The organism is Nocardia aobensis NBRC 100429, from assembly GCF_000308375.1.
Classification (GTDB): domain Bacteria; phylum Actinomycetota; class Actinomycetes; order Mycobacteriales; family Mycobacteriaceae; genus Nocardia; species Nocardia aobensis.
In genome coordinates, this window is the sequence record NZ_BAFQ01000056.1 from 1 (window position 1) to 24,807 (window position 24,807).

The 24,807-nt window shown below is 64.4% G+C and carries 17 protein-coding genes, 1 tRNA gene and 1 pseudogene; 11 read left to right on the plus strand and 8 right to left on the minus strand.

Annotated elements, in window-relative coordinates:
* Window positions 1-447 (plus strand): annotated as a pseudogene (locus RJ03_RS07180) (hypothetical protein); the annotation flags it as partial.
* 21 nt (window positions 448-468) lie between these two features.
* On the opposite strand, the gene RJ03_RS07185 reads toward RJ03_RS07180, so the two are convergent.
* Window positions 469-1,161 carry a hypothetical protein gene (locus tag RJ03_RS07185; protein ID WP_036499376.1) on the minus strand — a complete coding sequence of 231 codons (693 nt, stop codon included), beginning with the start codon at window positions 1,159-1,161 and terminating at the stop codon, window positions 469-471.
* 212 nt (window positions 1,162-1,373) lie between these two features.
* On the opposite strand from RJ03_RS07185, the gene RJ03_RS07190 reads away from it, so the two are divergent.
* On the plus strand, window positions 1,374-2,105 hold the full coding sequence (locus RJ03_RS07190; protein ID WP_157163364.1) for a hypothetical protein: 732 nt from the start codon (window positions 1,374-1,376) through the stop codon (window positions 2,103-2,105).
* A gap of 559 nt (window positions 2,106-2,664) precedes the next feature.
* On the opposite strand, the gene RJ03_RS07200 is transcribed toward RJ03_RS07190, so the two are convergent.
* Together RJ03_RS07200 and RJ03_RS07205 are read right to left on the minus strand one after the other, a co-directional pair.
* On the minus strand, window positions 2,665-3,711 hold the full coding sequence (locus tag RJ03_RS07200; protein ID WP_051024420.1) for a Fic family protein: 1,047 nt from the start codon (window positions 3,709-3,711) through the stop codon (window positions 2,665-2,667).
* A 535-nt stretch (window positions 3,712-4,246) separates the two neighbouring features.
* Window positions 4,247-5,044 (minus strand): hypothetical protein, encoded by a 798-nt coding sequence (locus RJ03_RS07205; RefSeq protein ID WP_157163365.1) that lies wholly within the window; start codon window positions 5,042-5,044, stop codon window positions 4,247-4,249.
* A 714-nt stretch (window positions 5,045-5,758) separates the two neighbouring features.
* On the opposite strand from RJ03_RS07205, the gene RJ03_RS07210 reads away from it, so the two are divergent.
* Window positions 5,759-6,712, plus strand: a complete 954-nt coding sequence (locus tag RJ03_RS07210) for an HNH endonuclease (protein WP_157163366.1) — start codon at window positions 5,759-5,761, stop codon at window positions 6,710-6,712.
* A 71-nt stretch (window positions 6,713-6,783) separates the two neighbouring features.
* Window positions 6,784-6,978 (plus strand): hypothetical protein, encoded by a 195-nt coding sequence (locus RJ03_RS07215; protein WP_036499312.1) that lies wholly within the window; start codon window positions 6,784-6,786, stop codon window positions 6,976-6,978.
* 7 nt (window positions 6,979-6,985) lie between these two features.
* Here RJ03_RS07215 and RJ03_RS07220 read toward each other — a convergent pair whose 3' ends face one another.
* On the minus strand, window positions 6,986-7,324 hold the full coding sequence (locus RJ03_RS07220) for a hypothetical protein (RefSeq protein WP_245552206.1): 339 nt from the start codon (window positions 7,322-7,324) through the stop codon (window positions 6,986-6,988).
* Between the two features lie 138 nt (window positions 7,325-7,462).
* Here RJ03_RS07220 and RJ03_RS39010 point away from each other — a divergent pair, with 138 nt between their 5' ends.
* Entirely contained in the window at window positions 7,463-10,210 is a 2,748-nt protein-coding gene (locus tag RJ03_RS39010; RefSeq protein WP_083870649.1) for a zinc-ribbon domain-containing protein, read from the plus strand.
* A 103-nt stretch (window positions 10,211-10,313) separates the two neighbouring features.
* Here the strand turns inward: RJ03_RS39010 and ligD are convergent, their stop codons facing one another.
* Window positions 10,314-11,270, minus strand: coding sequence for a non-homologous end-joining DNA ligase (gene ligD, locus RJ03_RS07225; protein WP_306304666.1), 957 nt, complete (start codon window positions 11,268-11,270; stop codon window positions 10,314-10,316).
* 278 nt (window positions 11,271-11,548) lie between these two features.
* A complete protein-coding gene (locus RJ03_RS07230) occupies window positions 11,549-11,740 on the minus strand; it encodes a hypothetical protein (RefSeq protein ID WP_036499314.1) in 192 nt (63 codons plus the stop codon).
* A gap of 449 nt (window positions 11,741-12,189) precedes the next feature.
* Between RJ03_RS07230 and RJ03_RS37000 the strand changes: the two genes are divergently transcribed.
* Complete coding sequence (locus RJ03_RS37000) at window positions 12,190-12,870, plus strand: hypothetical protein (protein WP_157163367.1); 681 nt, start codon at window positions 12,190-12,192, stop codon at window positions 12,868-12,870.
* Between the two features lie 84 nt (window positions 12,871-12,954).
* On the opposite strand, the gene RJ03_RS07235 is transcribed toward RJ03_RS37000, so the two are convergent.
* Entirely contained in the window at window positions 12,955-13,884 is a 930-nt protein-coding gene (locus RJ03_RS07235; protein ID WP_036499316.1) for a tyrosine-type recombinase/integrase, read from the minus strand.
* Between the two features lie 100 nt (window positions 13,885-13,984).
* A tRNA-Arg gene (locus tag RJ03_RS07240) sits at window positions 13,985-14,058 on the minus strand.
* Window positions 14,059-14,239: 181 nt separating this feature from the next.
* On the opposite strand from RJ03_RS07240, the gene RJ03_RS07245 reads away from it, so the two are divergent.
* From RJ03_RS07245 to RJ03_RS07265, 5 genes are all read left to right on the plus strand, one after another.
* Window positions 14,240-16,276 carry a bifunctional copper resistance protein CopD/cytochrome c oxidase assembly protein gene (locus RJ03_RS07245; RefSeq protein WP_036499319.1) on the plus strand — a complete coding sequence of 679 codons (2,037 nt, stop codon included), beginning with the start codon at window positions 14,240-14,242 and terminating at the stop codon, window positions 16,274-16,276.
* Window positions 16,273-17,223 carry a threonine/serine dehydratase gene (locus RJ03_RS07250; RefSeq protein WP_036499322.1) on the plus strand — a complete coding sequence of 317 codons (951 nt, stop codon included), beginning with the start codon at window positions 16,273-16,275 and terminating at the stop codon, window positions 17,221-17,223. The genes RJ03_RS07245 and RJ03_RS07250 overlap by 4 nt, the downstream gene beginning before the upstream one ends.
* 161 nt (window positions 17,224-17,384) lie before the next feature.
* Complete coding sequence (locus RJ03_RS07255) at window positions 17,385-17,894, plus strand: single-stranded DNA-binding protein (protein WP_083870650.1); 510 nt, start codon at window positions 17,385-17,387, stop codon at window positions 17,892-17,894.
* A gap of 75 nt (window positions 17,895-17,969) precedes the next feature.
* A complete protein-coding gene (gene ettA, locus RJ03_RS07260; protein WP_036499326.1) occupies window positions 17,970-19,646 on the plus strand; it encodes an energy-dependent translational throttle protein EttA in 1,677 nt (558 codons plus the stop codon).
* A gap of 247 nt (window positions 19,647-19,893) precedes the next feature.
* Window positions 19,894-24,795 carry an NAD-glutamate dehydrogenase gene (locus RJ03_RS07265; protein ID WP_036499328.1) on the plus strand — a complete coding sequence of 1,634 codons (4,902 nt, stop codon included), beginning with the start codon at window positions 19,894-19,896 and terminating at the stop codon, window positions 24,793-24,795.
* Window positions 24,796-24,807 lie beyond the last annotated feature (12 nt).

The window sequence follows — 24,807 nt, forward strand, 5'->3', positions numbered from 1 at the left end:
ATCGCCGCACGCGCGGAGATCGACGTCTACGCAACGACATTCAACCTAACCGAGGCCGAGACACCAGCTCGGCTCGCGCATGCGACCATCCCGATTCGCCAGTTCCTCGACGAGGTACTCAGCGGCCAACGTCGCTGGATCCCCCGAGGTCAGCCCGGCATGCCGACCAACCCCCACGGCCAGCACCGCCCCGGCTGGGTTCGCCCCCTCGACCTCGACGCTGTGCTACGAGCGAACCACAAGAAAGAAGAAGCGCCGACGTCAGCGCAGCCCGTGCAATCGCCGGTAGCCACACCACGAATCCCTGAGTCCCCTGCGGCGCCCCACCGAGCGCCGAAGCCGGCGGCGCAACCACAGCCGAACGACGGCGTCGGCTGCCTGCTGATCGTCGCGGTTGCGCTCGCGGCCGTGGCGATCATCGCCTGTCTCATCTGGATATTGATCTGACCGTCGATCCCCGGTGCTGAACTACGCCGCGAAGGGTTCCCGGCACAGTCCGCACAGGATCGGACCGGCGGCGACAATCTTCTTGTGTGCGCGGATACGGCGGGGTGGATCGCACTGGCACACAAGCGGCTGCCCGTTGCGATCACCCTTCCTGCCCGCGGCCACGCCGGCATCCGAGCCGTCTCGTTCGTCGGTCTCGGAGTCTGTGCCGGCGGTGTCGGTATCGCCCGGACCGTGTTCGGGGCGCCGATGCGCGACGATCGCACGACCGAGCAGCCCCAGTTCACGCGCGTACACCCGCGCTGTCGGATCGGGCACCGTGGTCAACGACCACCCCAATCGGTCGTGCCGGGCCACGACCAGCCCGAGTTCTTCGGCCAAGGTCTTGAACTTCTTGTTGTGATAGCGGCCGTTGTCACTGGCCTCCCCGATGTCTCGGGCCTTGGCCACACCGTGCACCGCTTCATGCAGCAGAGTGCCGAGCACATTACGAGGCCCCGCAGCCAATCCTTCTGCGCCGACGAACAATTCGGGCATCCAGACCCCGGCGCGCTCCCAGCGGTCCGCGCCGAAGTGCCCGCGCCGCACCGTGCGTCCGCGGCCTTGCGACCCGGATGCCACCGCGACCACGACATCAGGCACATCCGGATTCCGGGCGCGAATGGACTCCCACACCTCATCGATCGCCGTCGCCAACGGCCCACCGATAGCCATGTCACAGACCTCCATCTCACTGCGTAAGAAGGGAACCCGGCCGAATTGCTGCGTAAGAGGGGACCGAGAACCGGTCGAAGAAGACCCCTTCATTCTACCGCGATCCCCTCCTAAGAGGTAGGCGTAATCAGTTGGCGCGCCGCAGTTTTCAGCGTCTCGGAAGCGGAGTTCGAGAGTCTGGGTATGTCGGTGCTCAGGCATATGGTGAGCAGATGGCGGGGATAAGCGAGCACGAAACCACCGCGAGCGCATGGGAACAGCGCAACGTCGGCGCAGGCCGGCAGGGGATCGCAAGCCAGCAGGCAACGGCGCTCGAGCAAGTTTGGGATGAGATCCGGTCACGTCACCCAGAAGTGCCCGAAGTTGTCATCGTGGTGGGCAGCGGTTCCCGGGGAACTCCATCTCTTCGGTTGGGTCGATTCGAGCCGCACCGCTGGCGCCACCCTGGGCGGCTCGTGGCGGAACTCTTCGTCGGCGCTGAAATCCTGGCCACCGAGCCGCGCTACATACTCGGCACTCTCCTGCATCACGCGACCCACGCGATCGCGCATACGAGAGGAGTCGTCGACACCAGCCGCGGGAACACCTACCACAACGGGAAGTTCAAGGCCCTGGCCGAAGAACTCGGACTGAGTGTGACCAGGCATCCTGTCCAAGGATGGTCGATGACAACTTTGGACGCCGAGACACTGCTGGCCTATCAGCAGTCTGTGAATCTGCTGGCCGACATGCCGCACGTGCATACCCGCATCGCGGTCCACGAGGAAGAACTCGGGCGTAGCGGGCGTCGTGCCCCGCGCAACGGCCACACCCTGACCTGTAGATGCTCACCGCCCCGACGCCTGCGTGCTTCCGAGAGGTCCTCGAGTGTAGGCCCGATCCTGTGCGGAGTGTGCCGTCAACAGTTCTTCTCCGCCGGCAACGGCGGCGCGCGACAGCGATGAAGGGCCTAGTTGGTCGCTCGATGGCTCTCGCGACCACTAGCCATGAGTAGTCTTGCGCTGTAACGGCTTTCACGCCAGGAGGGTGAGGCGATTGTCCAGTAATGTGTGGTTGCGCGTCGAAGATCGCCAAGTTGCCGACAGGTGGGTCCGTGGAAGCGAAGTGATCGCGATGCAACTCACGAGTCGAGCTGCATACCGGGACCGGCCCGAAACATACGGCGTCGGAGCAACCTGCTTCGCTCACGACAGAACCACCTTGAACCTCGCCTCCGACCTGCAGTCACGAACCGAGGCCATGTCGGTGATCCGCCGCGTCCCTGAGCTCTTGGCTAGTCCTCCGGAAATCACCGGGCTGATTTCGGTGGACGGCGCTCAGGTCCGATTCGAGGCTTTTGCGGACTGAGGCCGCCGTTCGACGGGTCGTCGCTGGCTATGGAGGCAGTCAACCGCGTGGACGATGTGGGCATCGCTATCTGTCCGAGAATCCGAACTCGGACCGAGCTGTCCAAGCGTGAATGCAACCGACGGTGCCGATGGCTTACCGAATACTCATCGCAGGTTAGTTCGCGCGGGCGAGTGCGAGCAGTACCTCACGACAAGCGAACAAGCGTCTCTGCTGCCTACCAGTGACCTCTGCCAAAATTCCGTCTTCCACTAGGTTCTTCACAACGAGATTGGCTGCCTGCACTGTCACGTTGGTCAGAGTGGCCACCGTCTTCACATCGATAATCGGGTAGCCGATTAGATACTCTGCAACTTCGACCGCGGAGCCTTTTCGCTTCGCTCGAACGCGAGCGACCAGGTTGTCTCGGACCCTTAGAAGGTTGCGAATTTGGTCAAGGCCCTCGCGTGCCTCTGCTTCGACGCCGTTGGCAAAGAAGTGGATCCACGTGTTGAAGTCGCCTGTTGCGGTGACGCGAAGCAGTTGCTCCTGATACTCGGCGCGTCGCTTTTCAAAGTATGGCGCGATGTTGAGCGCGGCCCAACGGAGCTCCTTAGCCTGCATGGCTTGCAGGATCGCCACGAGGCGACCCAGACGACCATTACCATCGCCAAACGGATGCAGAGTCTCAAACTGGTAGTGAGCCAGAGCCATACTGGCGACAAGCGGCATTCGATCGTGATTGCTTATCCAGTCTGACCATGCTGCGACTCCTGCGACCAGTTGGTCGCCAGGAGGACATGGAACAAACCGGGCCTCCTCAATCGGGCGATACCGCGCACCGATTGCTACCTGGTATGGCCGAAGGTCACCTGCATCTGGGGTGTCGCCACTGGTGCCACGAACGATGATGCGCTGAAGTTCGCCGAGGAAAGTCCGCGTGATCTTTCGCTCGACGATGTCCTGTACCGCATACTCGGTCGCTTCGACATAGTTCCGGATCTCTCGTTGCTCGTCAGACATCTGGCCGACCTCAAGGAAGTCAGCTGCCAAGACCTCCTCAAAGGAGGCGTAGGTGCCTTCAAGGGCTGAGGTGCTGCGAGCCTCGCGTCGGATGATTGGTCGGACGATGATCTGAGGGAGGGGTAGTTGGGCCACCGCCTCATCTAGGCGTCCGATGGCTGTGCCGGCCTTTGCGCTGGCGTTGATCGCAGCTCCGGACATGGGGAGGTCGTCAGGGAGGTCATCGGGCAGATACGCCCAGTAGGACCACTCTCTGCTCGTCTGAGGGTCCAAGCCAGAGATTGGGACCAGCTGCCCAATCGGAGACTCCCTGATCACATCTACGTCCACCGTTAAAGACTAGCGGTCCAAACTTGAACGACTGAAGGCGATGTATAGACACCTTTAACGTGAGTGGCGTCTTTGAAAGGTTGGGGCCCCAAACTTGAATCACAACCCTGTGAGTTAAAGCTGCGTACGTTCCGTTGGCATCCTGCGGCCATAGGGCTCTAGCGACCGTCACACGGCCTCCGGAGGTGCAGGCCGACCTCTGACGTGCAGCCCTTCTGTCTGCACGCACGCAGGCCCGGGCGAAGAACTCAACAGGCTGCGGCGCTGACGAACTGCCCTGTCTCATGAGGCAGGGCAGTCAGGCGCCGAACATCGATCGCTCAGGCGGTTGCGTCAGGCGGTTGCGTCCCACCACGCAACTACCGACTCACGGCCCCACCCGCATGATCAGTCCCGCGAGACATCACTACACGGACTGCGAACCGCGCGGCGAGATGGGGAGCAGGTAGTGCGGCGTATTGACCAGCGGCCGGCGGTCTCGCTGACGAACGATCAGGTCCACTCGCCTTATGTCCAGCGGACCGTTCGTAGGCGAAAAGTTGGAAGGGATGTTGAAGCCCTCGAAGTGCTGGTCTGTGGGTGCGAACGTGCCATCGTCGTTGAGTTTGGGAAGTTCAGATACCAAGCGTTTCAGGTGCGCTTCGGCACCCAGGATGGGGCCGAACATGCTTGTCTGTACATCCTGCGCCGACATCACAATCACGCTCCCTGACTGACCTGTGAAGCGCCGCCGGCCGACGTTCCATATGGCAGAGATTCCGCGTGATGCCATGAATGCGGTCGCCAAGTCGAGGTCGGCCAGTGATGGGGCCAGGTTCAGGAACCATTCTTTGGAGGTACCTTGTCTCCTCGCACCTTCCAGAGCGTTCCTTTTGCTCAGGTAGGTAATGATTGGGCCGTTGTACAGAGGGATATCGTTCAATCCCACCTGTGTCTCATCGATGTCGAGATTGGCGAATCCGTGCTTGGCGGCATTGTATGCGAATGCCTCGTTGAGAAGTCGTTCCGCGCAGAACTTGACCACAAGTGCGTATGCGTCGACGGCGGCCTCGAAGTCGGCTACGGGCAGGTGCATACCAGCTTCGGAAGGGGACAATCCGCCGAAAAATGCCTCTGCGACGGGGGACCGCATGTCATCACTCCAATCGGTGAGCATACGGTCGATCTTTCTCTTAAATTCCGCGTAGTTGACCTCTCCCGCCACGGCCTTCCACGGGGACTTGCACTGCGGGTCGGCGTGCGCGAAGTACAACCGCAGCAACGTCTCTGCGGCATGATGGCAGACGACAAGGGCCTCAGACCGAAGCAAACGAGCCCGGTCCGCGGCACTTGGCCCCACCTGCCCGGATACCGAAGTGGATCCGATTGTTCGATGAGAAGCGTAGAGAGGCCTTAGGTCGTCATCGGAGCAAGCCAGTAACGACAGATGTTCAAGTCGGGCAAAGAACTCGCCGGCAGGGTCTCGTGAGTAGAACAGTGCGTTCAGCTCGGACAAAACTTGCGGCGCAAGCCGGGGTGTGGAAGCTCCAGACACTGATCCCCCTTTAGACCTGTTGCCCTGGAATTTCCTGCGCTGAGTTCCTTTACCCACCCGGTCTCCTCCTGCTAGTCGCTAGTCTGCTATCGCGAGCCTCAGAAGGTCGTTACGCATACGGCCAGGCAACCACCAGCGTGAACAGCGGAGCCGACCTCGGATCATCGCTGACGAGCGGTATCCCGATGGCCGCGAAACAGGGCGCCCGGGACGCTACTGCTCGACAGCCTGCCGGATGCGGGCCCGCCGCGCTCGCATCGCCGCCAACGGCGGGCCAATGTCCATGGGCTAACCGCTCGCTCGAACGGAGTTGTCGGTGCCGGCTCGTAATGTGTGCCGTGGCCGACGGGGTCGGCTGCATGCATTCGCCTGAAGGAGGAACCGGTGCCGGCGTGGGCGTTGAAATCGGTTGGGGAAGACCGGGACTGGCTCAGCAACGACGGGTACCCAGACATACCGGGTGTGCAATACGTCTACACCAACACCGTGGGCAACCACCGTCGCGTCGCAGTCGGCGACCTGGTCGTCGTCCACGACCGTGATCTGGTCGACGGGGTTTCCGTCGTCGACCAGATAACAGCCGAACCCGACGTTCCAGTGCAGATCAAGCGCTGCCCCGAATGCGGGAAGGCATCGGTCGGGCGCCTGAAACGGGGCCCTCAACGGTTCCGCTGCGACCGGTGTTCAGCGAGGTTCGACGAATACGTCCTACGCGACGAGACGCGAACATTCTTCACCGCGCACATCGCCAACCACTGGCAGCCCATCGACGGCGCGTTGACGACCGAACGCCTCATGACCGCACGCTCGAACAACGACCGCCAAAGCTCGATCCGCCCCCTGGACGAACAAATAATTGCCCAACTCCTCGACGCGATCGCCGTCGCGCGACCCGACTTGTCGGAGACACCCCCGGTCGTTCCGGCCGCAGCGCCGACGATTATCGAGGGCGGCCGGCAGCTCACATTCGCGCGAGTTCGCAAAGGGCAGAACAAATTCCGCGACGGCTTGGTTCAACGCGACGGACTACGATGCGCCATTACCGGACGCTGTCACCCGCGGGCCTTGGAAGCAGCCCATCTGCGTCGATTCGCCGAACACGAAACCCACCGCCTCGATGAAGGCTTGCTGCTGCGAGCCGATATCCACAAACTGTTCGACGACGGTTTGATCGCCATCGATCCGACCACCATGCAGGTAGTCGTCGCGCCCGAGTTGGATACCTTCCCGGACTACAGCGCTCTGCGCGGCATCCAGGTGAAGGCACCAGAGGTCAGCAAGAAGGCGCTCACCGACCACTACAACGCTGCTGTCTCTAGCTGGGGTCTGACGGCGTAGGCCGGTGCTCAAACCTTGGGTCGGGGCCGGCGCGCCCGAGTTGGCACGCCTGATCCACAGAGGAGGAACGTATGCAGCGCAACATCTATGGGGACGATTGCGTCGATTGCAAGCGGTTCGTGGGACCGAAGCAGGGGTTCATCTACAGCCCGGGGAGCGCCAACATCGTTGTGTGCGAAGAGTGCGCGTACGCCGGCTACGGCATCCATAAGGGCTGGCTGGTGGAACTCGAACTACCTGGGCCGTCGGAGCCTCCGACTGCCTGAGATGTCCTCATCTTGGCGGGCAGATGCCCTGCGTCGGCGATATCGCGGACGCAGGGCACCATTGCGTCACGGGCAGCTTTCCGTGCCCGTTGCCGGTCCACAGGACCATCTCGACGAGACCGAGCCAGCTACCGTCGGCAACGCGAGCCCAGGCATGCAGCAAACCTGGCACGTCGTCGGTCAACCTCAAGCCGCCCGCCTTCACCTTCATTGTGATCTTGTTACGTCCGAATCCGGTGGGTGTGTCGGTAGTGATGGCTTGGCCTAGATGTACAACGACAGGTGCCGCCGGCACGACGGTGCGACGGAGCGATGGGCTGAACTCCTCCGGCCAATCTTCGAACATAGGTTCGAATACTAGACGGTCTGGCGCGCCTTTCATTGCAACCATCTTCACAGCAGATAGCCGCCAAAGGTCACGTGAGAGGGGCCCGGGTCATGGACTGGCATCGACGTGGCAGTTCGCCGGGCTAGTGCACTGTGGATGCGCAGTAGCCTTAGCCATCCGGTCGAGATCTCAGGAGGGACAGTGGGGAACAGGTCGCCGAGACCCGGCCAGTCGCTGGCGGAGAAATGCCCCGATGTCGCCGCTGAGTGGCACCCGACCCGGAATGGCTCCCTCCGCGCTATAGACCTCGCCGCCGGTTCGCACACAAAGGTGTGGTGGCTATGCTCCGACTGCGGTCATGAATGGCAAATGCCCCCGAAGGCTCGAGCCGCAGCACCGTTCAGCGGCTGTCCGCCGTGCTCGTACAAGCGAGCTGGCGACATCCTTCGCATGCCATACCCGGGGGAATCTCTGGCCGAACGACACCCCCAGGTTGCGGCCCAATGGCACCCCACAAGGAATGGCGAGCTTCAGCCCGGCGAGGTGTCGCAGGCGAGCGCTACCAAGGCGTGGTGGCTGTGTTCTGATCCCGATTGCAGGCATGAGTGGCGGACGGCAGTTGGAAACCGGACGAGCGGCAAACGCACCGGCTGCCCAAAGTGCAGTCGCCGTCGACGGAATCTGCCTGAGCCGGGCCAGTCGTTGGCCGACCTGCACCCAGATCTCGTCGCCGAGTGGCACTCGAGCAAGAATGGCGGCACTTCGCCGTCTCTGTTCAAGCCCGGGTCTATAACAAAAGTGTGGTGGCAGTGTCGCGATTGCGGCCACGAGTGGCCGGCCACCATTACGAGCCGGGCCGTGCAGGGCAGCGGGTGCAGGCCGTGCAGCTACAAGGTGCGAATTGCCCTGCGCGACAAGCCAAAACCGGGCCAAAGCTTCGTGGAGTTGCACCCGGAGATTGCCGCACAGTGGTGCGTGGAACGGAACGGTGACCTACGGCCAGAAGCTCTCAAACCTGGCAGCGACCGACTGGTCTGGTGGCGGTGCCCGGACCGAGGTCACGAATGGCAAGCGCGCATATATACGAGGACCGGCAAGGACAAGACCGGCTGTCCCGAGTGTCGAGATCTCCCCAGACCGGGGCAGTCGTTCGCCGAACGCTTCCCTGAGGTTGCAGCTCAGTGGCACCCGACGAAGAACGGAGATCGCACACCACGGGACTACAAGCACGCCAGCAAGTTCATGGCGTGGTGGAAATGTCCAGCCCAAGGGCACGTCTGGCAAGCATCGATAATCTACCGGCGGAACACTGGACCGACGAGCTGCCCCAAATGCACACTCTGGGGCAGCTCCGAGCAAGAGATCCGACTAGCGTACGAACTTCAGGCAGCGGGATGCCCGGTCGACCACGATCACCCACCGATCCCAGTTGCAGGTCGAGTCCCGGTCAGAGCCGACATTGTGATGCCCGACTACCGACTGGTCGTCGAGTACGACGGAAGTCACTATCATCACCGGCCCCAGGCACATCAGAGAGACACCAAACAGTCACAGGCCTTGATCGGTGCCGGCTGGACCGTCGTCCGCGTCCGCCACCACCCGCTCACCACGATCAACCCGTCAGATGTCGTGGTCGCCGCCGGAGCTTCGACCAAGAACATGGCTGTTGCGGTTCTTGAAAAGCTGGCGGAACTGGGTCATCGACCGGCGCACAGCGAACGCTACTGCGAAGCTTCGGAACTGTGGGCCGTAGCTGAAGCAGACGCGTGCATAACACGGCATCACGAAGTCAGCTTGTCGGCGCGATATCCAGCCGTCGCCGCTCAGTGGCACCCGACGAAGAACGGATCCGCGGATCCCGCGTTTACCAACCCCGCCTCAAAAGTCTCCGTTTGGTGGCAATGCGAGGTGTGCGACCACGAATGGCGAACGACCCCCAAACACCGAACTAACGCCGGTAGCGGCTGCCCTACGTGCGCCAGGCGGAAGCTCCGTAAGCCGGGCAGGTCGCTCGGTGACCTTCGCCCCGATCTGGTTGCCAAATTCCATCCGACCAAGAACGGCGACCTCTCGCTGTTCGACCTGAATCCCCGAGTCACAAATGTCGCGGTTTGGTGGCTTTGCGGCGACTGCGGAAACGAGTGGCAGACAAAGGATCCCCGCCGCGCAGGCTGCCGCCCCTGCGCGGCACGCCGGCGGGTCGCAGGAATAGTCAACCCCGAGCAAGGCCAGTCACTAGCCGACTTGCATCCCGTCTTAGCGCGGCAGTGGCACCCGACGAAAAACGCTGGCCTACTCCCGGCCGATGTCACTCCCCGGTCGACCAAACCGGTCTGGTGGATGTGCGAACAATGCGGAAACGAATGGAAGCGCAGCCCTGGTATCAGAGTGTCCACGGGGTCCGGGTGCCGCAAATGCTCCTCCAAAATTAGGATGCGCCGACGATCGCAGCCAGCGGCCGAGCACTCACTGGCCGCTACTCATTCCCACCTCCTGAAAGAGTGGCACCCGACGAAGAACGTCGACATCGACGCCGCCACGATCGGCGAAGGCAGTTCTCATCGCGTCTACTGGCTGTGCTCAACATGCGGCAACGAGTGGCAAGCGAGGGTCTGGACCCGAGCCAAGAAGGGATCCGGCTGCAAGCGGTGCGCCTCCCGCGCCTTGAGTGCTGCAAGGCGTGCCGTTCGCGAAGGAAACTCTCTGGCGGAGCTACATCCCGACCTTGCGGCTCAGTGGCACCCGGCCAGAAATGGAACGGTGACCCCCGAGACCATCAACGCGAGCACGCACACAAACTATTGGTGGTTGTGCGCCAGCTGTGGACATGAATGGTCGGCGAAACCGGGAAACCGTATCCGGAGCGCCTACCTCTGCCGCAATTGCAAGCAGACGCGTGCCTAGATCCAGGTGGGCCGCGCTGGTCGACTTCCTGAATCACTACAACCATGAACGGCCCCACGCCGAAGCGCCCGCGCAAGCTGGCGCCGCGCACGGTTTCAGCCGGTCAATCCGGGAGTCGGACTTCAAGGAAGTCTCGATCGGCGCGCAACCCCGACCAACTCGGGTGGCGCAGCGTCGTTGTGAACTCGCGGTAGAACACGGTGGCCACGAGGCCTGGTTCGACCCAGTACGCCGGCACCGACCCGAACTGCGGCGGCGACGCGAACGGGCTGGTCTGCCGGGCGATCTCGTCGAGGCGCGCCTGCAGGGCCCGCCGCTGCGCCATCGAGAATCCGGTGCCGACGTTGCCGACGTAGACGAGGTCCCCCGCCGGGGTGTGGGCACCGAGGATCAACGACCCGAAGACGCCGCTGCGGAGGCGGCTGCCCGGGATCCAGCCCGCGACAACGACATCCGCCGACCGGCGCAGCGGGGTCTTGATCCAGGATCGCGACCGCTGGCCGGGCCGGTAGATCGAGTCGAGGCGCTTGGACACGATGCCTTCGAGACCGTGCTCGGCCGCGGTGTCGAGCATCTGCGCGGGCGCGATGTCGGTCCAATACGGCGGAACCCGTATCAGAGTGCCGGCCAGATCCAGTTCGGCGAGCAGGTCGCGCCGCTGGACATAGGTCAGCACGGTGGTGTCGGTGTCGTCGATGACGAGGACATCGAAGACGAACAGCTGGACCGGGATCGAGGCGATCAACCCGGCCGGTGGCCGCGCGATGTGCATGCGGTGCTGCAACCGCCGGAATGACGGAATGCCGGTCGGCAACTCCGGGGCGACAATCTCTCCGTCGATGACGAGCCGTCGACCGGCCGCGGTGTCGGTCAGCGCGGCGGTCAGCTCCGGAAACGACGCCGTGGCCTCCCGTCCGTTGCGGGAATAGAGCCTGGCCTCCCCGTTGTCGAGGGTGGTAATGGCGCGCATCCCGTCCCATTTCATCTCGGTCGCCCACAGATCCGAGTTCTCGGGCGGCCGCCCCGCGGTCGCCAGCATCGGCGCCGGCACGCGTCCCACAGTCGTAGCGTACTTCCGGCAATCATCAAGCGACGGCGCGGCCCCTCCTCGTGGCACGCGGTTTGGCCAGCACTGCAGCCCCGCACGGGGTGCGTTTGCCGCATCAAGCAACCAGCTCCGCCCGCGAGGCGTCGTATCGGACATGACCACTCCGCAACCACACCCTGAGGTCGCCGAACGCTGGACTCAAGCCCGGATGCGCAACTTGCTGGCCCGTACCTTCGGGCGACCGCAGATCGCGCGCCGCAATCGGCTGCGCGCGCAGCGGGGCGGGAATCTCACTGCCCGGATGCAGTGTCCCCGGCGGGGATGAGCAGCCGCAGCGGCCACCAGTAGGGGTACGAACCCGGTGCGTCTGCGGTTTCCCCGGTCGGCGCGATGAGCGCCCGGGCATCGTCCTCGATCTCAACGATCTCGAAGACGTGATCGCTGTCTGCCAACTTCTTGACCCGGGAACCCACTTCCAGCACACGTCAAGAATACGAGACCAGACCGGACGGTCTTACAAGCGCGGGCTGGGGCGGAGTGTCTAGGAGGACGCCGCGGTGGGCCGGTGGAGCATGGGGTGCGCGGCCGTGGTGTACGTGCCGGCGACGCCGCTGCGGGACGTGGCGAGGTGCGCGACGACTTGTGTGTCATCGTCGGGTGGCGTTGGACGCTGGCGGCCGTGTCGATGTGCTTCCTCGCGTGCAGATCGCTGGGCTCGGCTGGGTCGCTGTGGTTGTCGCTCCACTCGCTCGATGCGATCACCGACCGCGAACACTTCGCGCATACCGCGACTATCCCAACAACACCGCGGCGTGAGTGTGGGGATGGATGTTCTCCGACGCTCCGGAAAGGTCATTCGTGGCTTTCTGCGACCATGGATCTGGCACGAATTTGGCACACAACGCCCCTAGGGTCTTCCGAAGGTGGTTCCATGGACTCGGCTAACCCGGTTGCTCTCGCAGACATGACCCCCGAGAATCGTCAGGTGTCGTATGAAACAGGGTTGGATCGCTACTTCCAAGCTTTGCCTCATCTTGCGATCTGGGGTCATGCTGTGATGAACCAACGAGACCGAATACTACAATCAGCAGCGGATAGTGTTAATGGTGATGACGAAAATTTCTCGTTGGTCGAATCTTTCCACAGGTCGGCAGATTCGGTGTTTTTCGTTTATGCTCTGCATCAATTGCGGGCAACAATAGTCCTCATTGCGAAATCGCTGCCTGACGAGAGAGTTAGTGAAGCTATCGGGCGTTCAGTTCAATCATTCGATGCGCAGCTGCCCTGGTTGAGGAGTGCGCGAAACATATTTGCGCACTTCGACGAGTACATTCAGGGTGCTGGTCGGATGCAGAAGGCGACGCCCGGCGCCGCGCTGAATTTTGTGCACAACACTCACCTGGGCCGAGAGAGAGGTAATCTAACTGCACGTGATTACATCCTGTCTGTAACAATTATTCCGGGAGGACCGGCGATCGAGGTCGGCGTCAATGAATCGGCACGTGCGGCGAGGGGGCTCGTAGTTGAGGTCGAGGGGATCTGTCGAGAGTTTCTTGCATCGGAATCGGTTACTAAAACTCGAAGATTCCCGGGAGAATCCCAAGACCGATAGTCGCAGCCTGGAGGATATGGCATCGGCAACCACCGTTCTGGCCGGCGTCGAGCTGCTCACCGCCGTTCGGTTCAGGCCCGGAAGCTACAGCTGGTCGCCGAGCCGTGCTCTTCGATGGGCGTCCCGAGCGCGTTCGTCTGCGACGGATGCTCCGTATCGACCGATCATCTGACGCGAGCGCCAACCTGCGAGCATCATCAGGTCCTGCTCTTGCCCGCCATTGGCGAGCCAGTTGTGTGCGAAGAAGTGCCGTAGCTGGTGTGGATGGATGTGATCGATGCCGGCAGCTTCGGCGCGGCGCTCCAGCATCTGCTGGACCCCAGACGCGGTCATCCGGCCACTTCGGCCGAGCCACAGCGCCGGATTATTTGCTGCATGTGGGTGCCGCGCTCGAATTCGCAGGTATCGGCGCAGTGCCGTCCTGGTCTTGTCGCTGAAGGGCAAAGTTCGCGGTCGCCTGCCCTTGCCGAGAACGAGGACGGTGTTCTCGGTGAAGTCGACCGCATCGAGATCGAGCGGAGCCACCTCTCCGATCCGTGGCCCGGCGTCTGTCAGAAGCCGGATGATGGCGGTATCGCGGCGGTCCTCGAAGCTGGATCCGTCGCACACCGCGAGCAGTTTCCGGAGCGCATCGATCGGCGGAACCGGAATGGGCTTTGTCGGCACGATCGGCGGGCTCAACTTCGCGTACGGATCGGTGTCGAGCAGTTCTTCGCGCAGTAGGTACTTGCAGAACTGCTGGAGGCTCCGATATTGGCGGTGCGCGAATTCGGGCGTGATTGGCTTGCCGGTGCGCTGGTTCTTCCGGGTCAGCGTGTGCTCAAGGTAGGCACCGAGGACCGAGCGGCTCAGCGACTCGGAAGTGGTCGCCAGGCCCTGGGCGACGAGGTACTCCCGGAAGTAGCGGATGTCGCGGCTGTAGGTGTCGATCGTTCCCTTGGACTTGTTCGTCTGGCGAAGCTCGCTCTGGAAGTCCTCCAGCAGTTCGTCGATGTCGTCGAAATCCGGCCCCATGAGGAGATTGTAGTTCGACAAAGTCCCTTGGTGTTTAAACGTTGTGCTGTTTGGGTACCTAGACTCTGACCCGGACTATGCGCAGGTCAGAGTGGTGAAGCGCCCCCGGCAGGAATCGAACCTGCGACCTAGGGATTAGAAGGCCCTTGCTCTATCCAACTGAGCTACGGAGGCATGGCAGCACCAAACACCATGCCCGGTTTGAGGCAGCGTGTCCAGCGAGTTGATTATAGCGAGCGTCCAGATCCATGCTGGTCGTCGACAGCGCCGTGTGCGACTGTCGGCCTCGTCACAGCGAGCGGGCCGATTCGGGGCCGGAAGGCTGTGAGGTGGGCCGCCAACTACGCTGAATAGTATGTCGTCACCGCAGGACCCGCCCGCCGATTCCGACCCCCAGGCCGTGCGGCCGGAGGCGACGGCGTTCCCGGTCCTCGCGGTGGTCGCTGTCGGTCTGACGGCCCTGGTCGCGCCGATCGTGGTCAGTCTGTCCGCGGCGCAGGCGCTGACGCTGCTCGGCATTCCCGACCCCGGACCGCTGACCACCTACGGCCTGCCCGCGGTGCGGGCGCTGGCCGATTTCTCGGCCGCGATCGCGGTCGGATCGCTGCTCTTCGCGGCGTTCCTGTGTCCGCCGCAGCGCGACGGCCTGCTGGATGTCGGCGGTTACCGGGCCCTTCGTCGCGCTGGTATCGCGGCGCTGGCCTGGGCGGTGACCTCGGCGCTGCTGGTGCCGTTGACGCTCTCGGACACCACCGGCCAGCCCGTGCGCTCGGTGTTGCGACCCGATCAGGTCTGGCATGCCATCGGCAAGGTCGACGTCGCGGGATCCTGGCGCGCCACGGCGATCATGGCGATTCTGCTCGCCATCGGCTGCCGGCTGGCGTTGCGCTGGGGCTGGACGCCCGTGTTGTTCGCCTGGTCGCTGCTGTGTCTGATTCCGGTTGCGCTGACCGGACATTCGTCGTCGGGTGGCGCCCACGACGTCGCGACGAACAGCCTGATTCTGCATCTGGTCGGCATGGCGGTGTGGGTCGGCGGCCTGTTCGCGGTACTCGCGTACGCCATGCGCGGCGGAAAATACACCGGTCTCGCCGCGCGGCGATTCTCCTCGGTGGCGACCTGTGCATTTGCGGTCGTCGCGGTCTCGGGCGTGCTCAATGCCTGGGTGCGGGTGCCGTGGGACGAACTGGTCACCACCACCTACGGCCGGCTGGTGATCGCGAAGACGGTCGCACTCTGCCTGCTCGGTGTCGCCGGATTCCTGCAGCGTCGCCGCGCCCTTCCGGCGCTGGCCGACAATCTCCGCGACCGCTCGGCCCTGATCAGTTACGCCGGCGTCGAGGTGCTGATCTTCGCGGCCACGATCGGCCTGGCCGTCGGGCTGGGCCGCACTCCGCCGCCGGATCTGAAACGGGTGCCCTCGCCCGCGGAGGTCGAACTCGGGTACAACCTCGCCGGGCAGCCGACCGCCGCCCGCATCCTGTTCGACTGGCGGTTCGACATCATGTTCGGCACGCTCGCCATTGTGCTGGCGGTGCTGTATCTGGTGGGCGTGCGGCGACTGCGCGCACGCGGCGACGCCTGGCCGATCGGCCGGACCGTGGCGTGGCTGTGCGGATGTGCGGTCCTGCTGATCGCCACCAGTTCCGGTGTGGGCCGCTACGCCCCGGCCATGTTCAGCGTGCACATGGCCCAGCACATGCTGCTGTCGATGCTGGCGCCGGTGCTGTTCGCACTGGGCGGCCCGGTGCTGCTGGCCTTGCGCGCCCTGCCCGCCGCCGGTCGCGACGCACCGCCCGGTCCGCGGGAATGGGTGCTGGCCGCGGTGCACAATCCGGTCTCTCGTTTCCTGACGCAGCCGGCCGTCGCTGCGGCGCTGTTCATCCTCGGCTTCTACGCGCTGTACCTGGGCGGCATCTTCGATGCGGTGGTCGGCGAGCACGGCGCCCACCTGGCGATGAATCTGCACTTCCTGATCTCGGGGTACCTGTTCTACTGGGTCGTTCTCGGTATCGACCCCAAACCGCGTCAGGTGCAGCCGCTCACGAAGGTCGGCATGGTGTTCGGATCGCTTCCGTTCCACGCGTTCTTCGGCGTCGCCCTGATGAGCATGACCACGGTGATGGGCGAGTGGTTCTATCGCGGACTCGGATTGAGCTGGAACACCGATCTGCTCGGCGATCAGCGCACCGGCGGCGGCCTGGCCTGGGCCAGCGGCGAGATTCCACTGGTCCTGGTGATGCTGGCCCTGCTGGTGCAGTGGTCGCGCAGCGACAACCGCACGGCCAAACGCTTCGACCGGGCCGCCGAGCGCGATCACGACGCCGCCCTCGCCGCGCACAACGCCATGTTCGCCGAACTGGCGAAACGCGACCGCGAGGTGAAACCGTGACCGAGGCGCCCGCGCGGATTCCGCGCCTTTTTCGCGCCGATATCCGGGCCGCCCGCGAGCGACTGGGTAACGACGTGCGGGTCACGCCCGTGTTCCACACCGAGGTGGCCGGTCCCGAGGGGCCGGTCAAGGTCACTCTGAAGCTCGAACATCTGCAACACGGCGGCACGTTCAAGGTGCGTGGCAGCCTGAACGCGTTGCTGCAGTCGGCGGACGACGGCCGCCCGGTGGTGATCGCCTCGGGTGGCAACGCCGGTATCGCCGCGGCGCTGGCCTGTGCGCTGCGCGGGCGCCCCTGCACCGTCGTCGTCCCGGAAACCGCACCGCACACCAAGGTCGCGGCGATGTGGGGATACGGCGCGGAAGTGCTGTGGCACGGAACGACCTATGCCGAATCCAAACGCCACGCCGACGCGGTGACCGCGGAGCGCAACGCGCTGCAACTGCACGCCTACGATCTGCCCGCGGTGGTCGCCGGGGCCGGCGTGGTCGGACTCGAGATCGAACGCCAGGTGCGCGGGCGGCCGCCGGTGCTGATGGCGGTAGGCGGCGGGGGATTGATGGCCGGTATCGCCATCGCACTCGGTCCAAGGTCGCGGGTGATCGGCGTCGAACCCAAGGGCGCGCCGACGCTGTACGCGGCGCTGTCGGCGGGGCGCCCGGTCGATGTGCCGGTCGACAGCATCGCGGCGGATGCGCTGGGTGCCACCAGGATCGGTGACATCGCACTCGACACCGCGATCCGCTATGGCGTCGGCTCGGTCCTGGTGGGCGACGATGCGATCGCGATGGCGCGTGAATATCTGTGGCGCGAATTCCGTCTGGTCGTGGAGCCGGCGGGCGCGGTGGCGCTGGCCGCCGTGCAGAGCGGGGCCTATGTCCCGGAACCCGGCGAGCGGCCGGTGATCGTGCTGTGCGGCGCCAATACGGACGTGAGCAACCTCTAGCGACGCGAATTTCGGAAACGGCGTCTGTTCACACCTGCGTGAGTTGTCCCCAGATCCGCATTCGGCACTGGTGGCGAACGGCGAAATCGGCGACGCTGAACGAGTCACGGCAGCCGAGGGCGCCACGGACGGGGACAGTCGAAACATGAAGGGGGACAACCATGTACGAGGCGAATACCGCCGTCATCGGCACCGTCGTCACACATCCGGTACGGCGGAGTCTGCCCGGTGGGGAGCAGGTGCTCAGCTTCCGGATGGCCAGCAATGCCCGCCGCTTCGATCGCGAGACCGGCGGCTGGGTGGACGGCGGCACCTTGTTCCTGACGGTGACCTGCTGGCGGCGCCTGGTGGAGGGGGTGGACGCCTCCATCCGTCGCGGCGATCCGGTCATCGCCTACGGCCAGCTGCGCACCAACGAGTACCGGACCAGGGAGGGTGTGCAACGCCACGATCTCGAGATGCGAGCCGCCGCGCTGGGTCCCGACCTGGGCCGTTGCACGGCTCCGGTGATGCGGCGGGGCGGCACGCGGAACTCCGGCCCGGACCTACACGTTGTCCCCGGAGGGGACGACGCGGTGCCCGAGGCGCCGCCGGGCGAGTCCGGCCCCGCGGCGGGCGCGGGATCGACTACCGTCGATCCGGTCTCCGCGGCGGCCGCCGACGCCGGATGACTACCGTTACCTCTGCTCCGCTCGCGCGGTCCTCCGTTTCGACCCACTGGTTCCGACACCGATAGGCTTTCCTACATGGCTGAGTTCATTTACCAGATGAAGAAAGTTCGCAAGGCGCATGGCGACAAGGTCGTCCTCGACGATGTGACCTTGAACTTCCTTCCGGGCGCCAAAATCGGCGTCGTCGGTCCGAACGGCGCCGGTAAATCGAGCGTGCTGAAGATCATGGCCGGACTGGACCAGCCCAACAACGGTGACGCGTTCCTGGCGCCCGGAGCGACGGTCGGCATCCTGCAGCAGGAGCCGCCGCTGAACGAGGAGAAGACCGTCCGCGGCAACGTGGAGGAGGGCCTCGGCGAGATCAAGGTGAAGCTGGACCGCTTCAACGAGATCGCCGAACTCATGGCCACCGACTACTCCGACGAGCTCATGGAGGAAATGGGCAAGCTGCAGGAGGACCTGGACCACGCCGACGCGTGGGATATCGACTCCCAGCTCGAGCAGGCCATGGACGCGCTGCGCTGCCCGCCGCCGGACGAGCCGGTCGGCAACCTCTCCGGTGGTGAGCGCCGCCGGGTGGCGCTGTGCAAGCTGTTGCTGAGCAAGCCGGACCTGCTGCTGCTCGACGAGCCCACCAACCACCTCGACGCCGAGAGCGTCAACTGGCTCGAACAGCATCTGGCCCAGTACCAGGGCGCGGTTCTCGCCGTCACGCACGACCGGTACTTCCTGGACAACGTCGCCGGCTGGATTCTCGAGCTCGACCGCGGCCGGGCCTACCCCTACGAGGGCAACTACTCCACCTATCTGGAGAAGAAGGCCGAACGGCTCGAGGTGCAGGGCAAGAAGGACCAGAAGCTGCAGAAGCGGCTCAAGGAGGAGCTGGCCTGGGTGCGTTCGGGCGCCAAGGCCCGCCAGGCCAAGAACAAGGCCCGTCTCGGTCGCTACGAGGAGATGGCCGCCGAAGCGGAGAAGATGCGCAAGCTGGACTTCGAGGAGATCCAGATTCCGCACGGTCCGCGCCTGGGCAACGTGGTCGTCGAGGTCGAGCATCTGGACAAGGGCTTCGGCGACCGGCAGCTGATCAAGGATCTGTCCTTCACCCTGCCGCGCAACGGCATCGTCGGCGTGATCGGGCCGAACGGTGTCGGTAAGTCGACGCTGTTCAAGACCATCGTCGGACTCGAGCAGCCCGACAGCGGCGAGGTCAAGGTCGGCGACACCGTGAAGCTGAGCTACGTCGACCAGAATCGCGCGGGTATCGATCCGAAGAAGACGGTCTGGCAGGTGGTGTCCGACGGACTCGATTACATCGAGGTCGGCAATCAGGAAATGCCGTCGCGCGCATACGTTTCCGCCTTCGGTTTCAAGGGCCCCGACCAGCAGAAGCCGGCCGGTGTGCTGTCCGGTGGTGAGCGCAACCGCTTGAACCTGGCGCTGACCCTCAAGCAGGGCGGCAACCTGATCCTGCTCGACGAGCCCACCAACGACCTCGATGTGGAAACCCTCGGCTCGCTGGAGAACGCGCTGGAGAACTTCCCCGGCTGCGCCGTGGTCATCTCCCACGACCGGTGGTTCCTCGACCGCACCTGCACCCACATCCTGGCGTGGGAAGGCGACGACTCGAATCCGGCCCAGTGGTTCTGGTTCGAGGGCAACTTCGAGGCCTACGAGGCCAACAAGGTCGAGCGCCTGGGCCCGGAGGCGGCCCGTCCGCATCGCGTTACTCACCGTAAGCTGACTCGCGACTGATCTTCCGGCTCGCGCAGTCGGCCGACCACCCGGGCGTGCGTCAATCATTCTGGGGCGCAACGTCATCGCGGCCTACCTCGGTCTCGGCGTAGGCTGCGAACACGGGCGTACCAACCGGCCCGTTCGAGGTAGCTGAGCGTCGCCGAGGGTTTAGAAGGAATCCACCCCGGCGCCTCGGCTGCCCAGCTACTCTCGACTCCGGCGTCACTTTGTTGCGGAACCGAATCCGAGGGAGTTGGCGAAAAAAATGACGGTCTCGTCCGAATTGTCCAGTAACGCGTGGGCGGAGAGTCTGCCGGAGCCGCTGCGAGGAGAACTCGCGACGCTCGAGTCGGCGTACTTCCGTCACGTGGATGCCGGCGATGTGGACTGTGCGATCACCGGAAGTTCGGCGCTGGTCTTCCGAAGGCATCTCGAACTGGGCCTGCAACGTCCCGCGGGCGCGGCGCGCGTGCGGGTCTACCACCCGGACGACGGCAGTGGCATCGGGGCGGCGGTGCAACTGGTCACCGACGATATGCGTCTGCTCGTCGAGTCGGTGGCGTCTGCCCTGACCCGCATCGGCGTCACCGTGAGCGAAGTGATCCACCCGATCTTCGAGGTGATGCGCGACGACGAGGGGCGGTTGCACTCCGCAGCACCGCACGAGGTCGACGGCAACGGCGTCACCGGCTTGCGGGAATCCTGGATTCACGTGCAGTTGCACCCGTCCACGAGCCGGGACGTGCTCGAACGTATCGAGTCCGAGGTACCCGATGTGCTCACCGACGTGCGACAGGTCATCGGCGATACCGAGGCGATGCGCGCGGTGCAGGATCGCCTCGCCCACGAGCTGATTCGTACGGCGGACGCGGGGACCTCGCCCTACCCGGTCGTCGATCTGATCGACTGTGCGCATCTGCTGGAGTGGCTGGCCGACGGGCATTTCACCCTCCTCGGCTATGCCCGCTTCCAGCGTCGCCCCGCGGCCGGAGCGGAGACGAAATCCGTTGTCGTGCCGGACAGTTGCCTCGGTGTACTGCGACCCAACGTCGGTACCGACTTCCAGGTTCCGGGCAACGGCGGCCGGCGCCCGCTGCTGATGCTCACCCAGGGGCTGGTGCCGGCGACCGTGCACCGCTCGGTCTACCCGTATTTCGTCGGCGTCGCGGAGTCCGACGCCTCGGGCACGGTCGTCGGTGAACATCTGTTCATCGGCGTGTTCACCGTCGCCGCCCTGCACGAGAACGTCCTCGACATCCCGGTGATCGCGCGGCGGGTCCGCACCGTGATCGAACAGTGCGGATTCGATCTGGAATCGTTCTCGGGCCAGGCGATGCTCGAGGTGATCCAGTCCTTCCCCCGCACCGAACTGTTCTCCTCCGATATCGACACGATGCGCCGCACCGCCAGCGCCGTGCTCAGTGTGGGGATTCGGCGACAGGTGCGGTTGTTCCTCCGCCAGGACTCCTACGGTCGCTTCGTGGCCGCCATGGTGTATCTGCCGCGCGACCGCTACACCACCCGGGTCCGACTCGAGATCCAGGACATCCTGGTGCGCGAACTGGGCGGTGAATCGATCGACTATTCGGCGCGGGTGTCCGAAAACGAGCTCGCCAGTGTGTATTTCACCGTGCATCTCCCCGAACCGGGGACACAGGTGGATACGTCCGAAACCAATCGGTTGCGGATTCAGAATCTGCTCGCCGAGGCCAGCCGCACCTGGGACGATCACCTGCGCGACGAGGTGGCCCGGTCGACGGTGCTGGATCCCGCTGTCGTGCAACGCTATGCGGCCGCGCTACCGGACGGGTACAAGGAGGATTTCGAGCCCTCCCGGGCGCTGGCCGACATCGTTCGGCTGGAGCGCCTCGGCGGCGAGGCCATCGATCAGCATCTGTATCGCAGGCCGGGTGCCGAACCCGGGTCATGGCGATTCACCCTGTACGTCGGCGGCGGTATCTCGCTGAGCCAGGTGCTGCCGCTGCTGCAGAGCCTGGGTGTGGAGGTGGTCGACGAACGGCCCTACGAGGTCGAGTTCGGCGACGGCAGGACGGCGTGGATCTACGATTTCGGCTTGCAGGCGCGTCCCGACCTGCTGCGAATGTCGTTGGACCGCAACATGGATGCCGAATTGGTGGAAACCGCCGACCGGCTCGATGTCCTCCATGCACAGGAACGCGGGCTGCGCGAGCGCTTCACCGAGGCGTTCGACGCCCTCTGGCACGGCAGGGCGGAAAGCGATCCGCTCAACGAGTTGGTGCTGCGTGCCGGACTGCAATGGCGGGCGGTATCGATTCTGCGCGCCTATTCGAAGTACTTGCAGCAGGCGGACTTTCCGTACAGTCAGGCCAATATCGCTCGCGTGCTGCTCGCCTCACCGGATATCGCGCAGCTGTTCGTCGGACTGTTCGAGGCGATGTTCGATCCGGATTCGGCCTCCTCGGACCGTGCGGACGAGTTGCGGGCCGCGGTGCGGAAACGGATCAACGAGGTCGTGAGCCTGGACGCCGACCGTATTCTGCGCGCCATTCTCGGTGTCGTCACCGCCACGCTGCGCACCAACTACTACGTGGTCGACGCCGATGGCCGGCCGCGTGACTATCTGTCGATGAAGGTTGAGCCACACGCGATTTCGGAGCTACCGCGGCCGCGGCCGCAGTTCGAGATCTTCGTGTATTCACCGCGGGTCGAGGGCGTGCACCTGCGCTTCGGCCCGGTGGCGCGCGGTGGGCTGCGGTGGTCGGATCGCCTGGAGGATTTCCGGACCGAGATTCTGGGTCTGGTGAAGGCGCAGGCGGTGAAGAACGCGGTGATCGTGCCCGTGGGCGCGAAGGGCGGATTCGTGGTGAAGCGCCCGCCCGCGCCCAGTGGCGATCCGGCGACCGACCGCCAGGCGTTGCAGAGTGAAGGGGTGGAGTGCTATCGCACCTTCATCAGCGGTCTGCTGGATGTGACCGACAATGTCGATCACGCCAGTGGCGAGGTGATTCCGCCGGCGCGGGTGGTGCGCCGCGACGGTGACGACACCTATCTCGTGGTCGCGGCGGACAAGGGGACGGCGACCTTCTCCGATATCGCAAACGACGTCGCCAAACAATACGGTTTCTGGTTGGGTGATGCGTTCGCGTCGGGTGGTTCGGCGGGGTATGACCACAAGGCGATGGGGATTACCGCGAAGGGTGCGTGGGAGAGTGTCAAGCGGCATTTCGCGGAGATGAATGTCGATACCCAGCGTGAGGAGTTCACGGTGGTGGGTGTCGGGGATATGTCGGGGGATGTGTTCGGTAACGGGATGTTGTTGTCGGAGCATATTCGGTTGGTGGCGGCGTTCGATCATCGGCATATTTTCATCGATCCGGATCCGGTGGCGGGGTCGTCGTTCGCGGAGCGGAAGCGGTTGTTCGGGTTGGCGCGGTCGTCGTGGGCGGACTACGACACCTCGCTGATCAGCGAAGGCGGCGGTATCTGGGATCGCACCGTGAAGGCCGTGCCGGTGAGCCCGCAGATCCGGCGCGCTCTGGGTCTCGACGAGGACGTCGTATCACTGTCGCCGCCGGACATGATCCGGGCCATTCTGCGGGCGCCGGTGCAATTGCTGTGGAACGGTGGAATCGGTACCTATATCAAGGCCAGTACCGAGTCGAACGGCGATGTCGGCGACAAGTCCAACGACGCTGTGCGCGTGAATGCGAGTGATCTGCGCGTGCGCGTCATCGGCGAGGGCGGCAACCTCGGCGTCACCGCATTGGGACGGATCGAATTCTGCAAACTCGGTGGCAAATGCAATACCGACGCCCTCGACAATTCCGCCGGCGTCGACTGCTCGGACCACGAGGTCAATATCAAGGTGCTGCTGGACGGGGTCGTCTCCGCCGGTGAACTGCCGGTCGGCGATCGCAACCCGCTGCTGTCCTCGATGACCGACGACGTTTCGGACATGGTGTTGCGGGACAACGTTTCCCAGAATTACCTGATGGGGATGTCGCGCACCGAGGCGCCGCGCATGCTCAACGTGCATATGCGGGTGATCGAGGATCTGGAACAGCGGCGGGGTCTGGATCGGGAACTGGAAGCCCTGCCCTCGACGAAGGAGCTCGCTCGTCGCGCGGAGGCCGGGACCGGTCTCACCTCGCCGGAACTGGCGAACCTCCTGGCACACGTGAAGTTGTCGCTGAAGGCCGATCTCCTCGACAGCGATCTGCCCGACAGCGCGTACTTCGCCGCGCGGCTGCCGAAATACTTCCCGTCGGCGTTGCGCCAGCGATTCGGCGGTGCCATCAAACGTCACCGGCTGCGCCGCGAGATCGTCACCACCATGGTGGTGAACGAGATGGTCGACCTCGGTGGCATCACCTACGCGCACCGGCTCAACGAGGAAATCGGCGCCAGCGCAACCGATGTGGTGCGCGCCTTCGCGGCCACCAGCCAGATCTTCGACCTGCATTCGCTGTGGCAGCGCATTCGCGCCGCCGACGTGCCGACGGCGGTGAAGGACGAATTGGAGCTGGAAACCAAGCGCACCCTGGACCGCGCGTCGCGCTGGTTGCTGAGCAACCGTCCGCAGCCGGTCGCGGTCGGCGCCGAAATCCACCGCTACAGCGGTCCGGTCCGCGAACTCGCGCCGAAGGTCCCGGGATGGTTGCGCGGCCATCACCTCGACACATTGACCGAAGCCTCCGCCGAGATCGTCTCGCGTGGCGTACCGGAGGATCTGGCCACCGAGGTCTTCGGTCTGCTCAACCTGTTCCCGCTGCTCGACGTCGTCGATATCGCGGATATCACCGACCGCAGTGGCGAAGAGGTCGGTGCGCTCTACTACGCGCTCAACGAGCACCTCAAGATCGATTGGCTGCTGCAGGCCGTGAGCCATCTGGAGCGCGGCGATCGCTGGCACGCCTTGGCCCGGCTCGCCCTGCGCGACGATATGTACGGGTCGCTGCGGTCGCTCACCCTCGACGTGCTGTCCGCGGGTGATCCGGAGGAGACCGCGGAGGAGAAGATCGCGTACTGGGAGTCGAAGAACCAGTCCCGGCTCGGCCGCGCGCGGGCGGCGCTGTCGGAACTGTTCGCCTCCGGAGCACACGATCTGGCGACGCTCTCGGTCGCGGCGCGGCAGGTCCGCAGCATGGTCAGCGGTGTGGGGGCGCAGTCGGAGGTGCCTCGCTGAACGGCGGTCGAG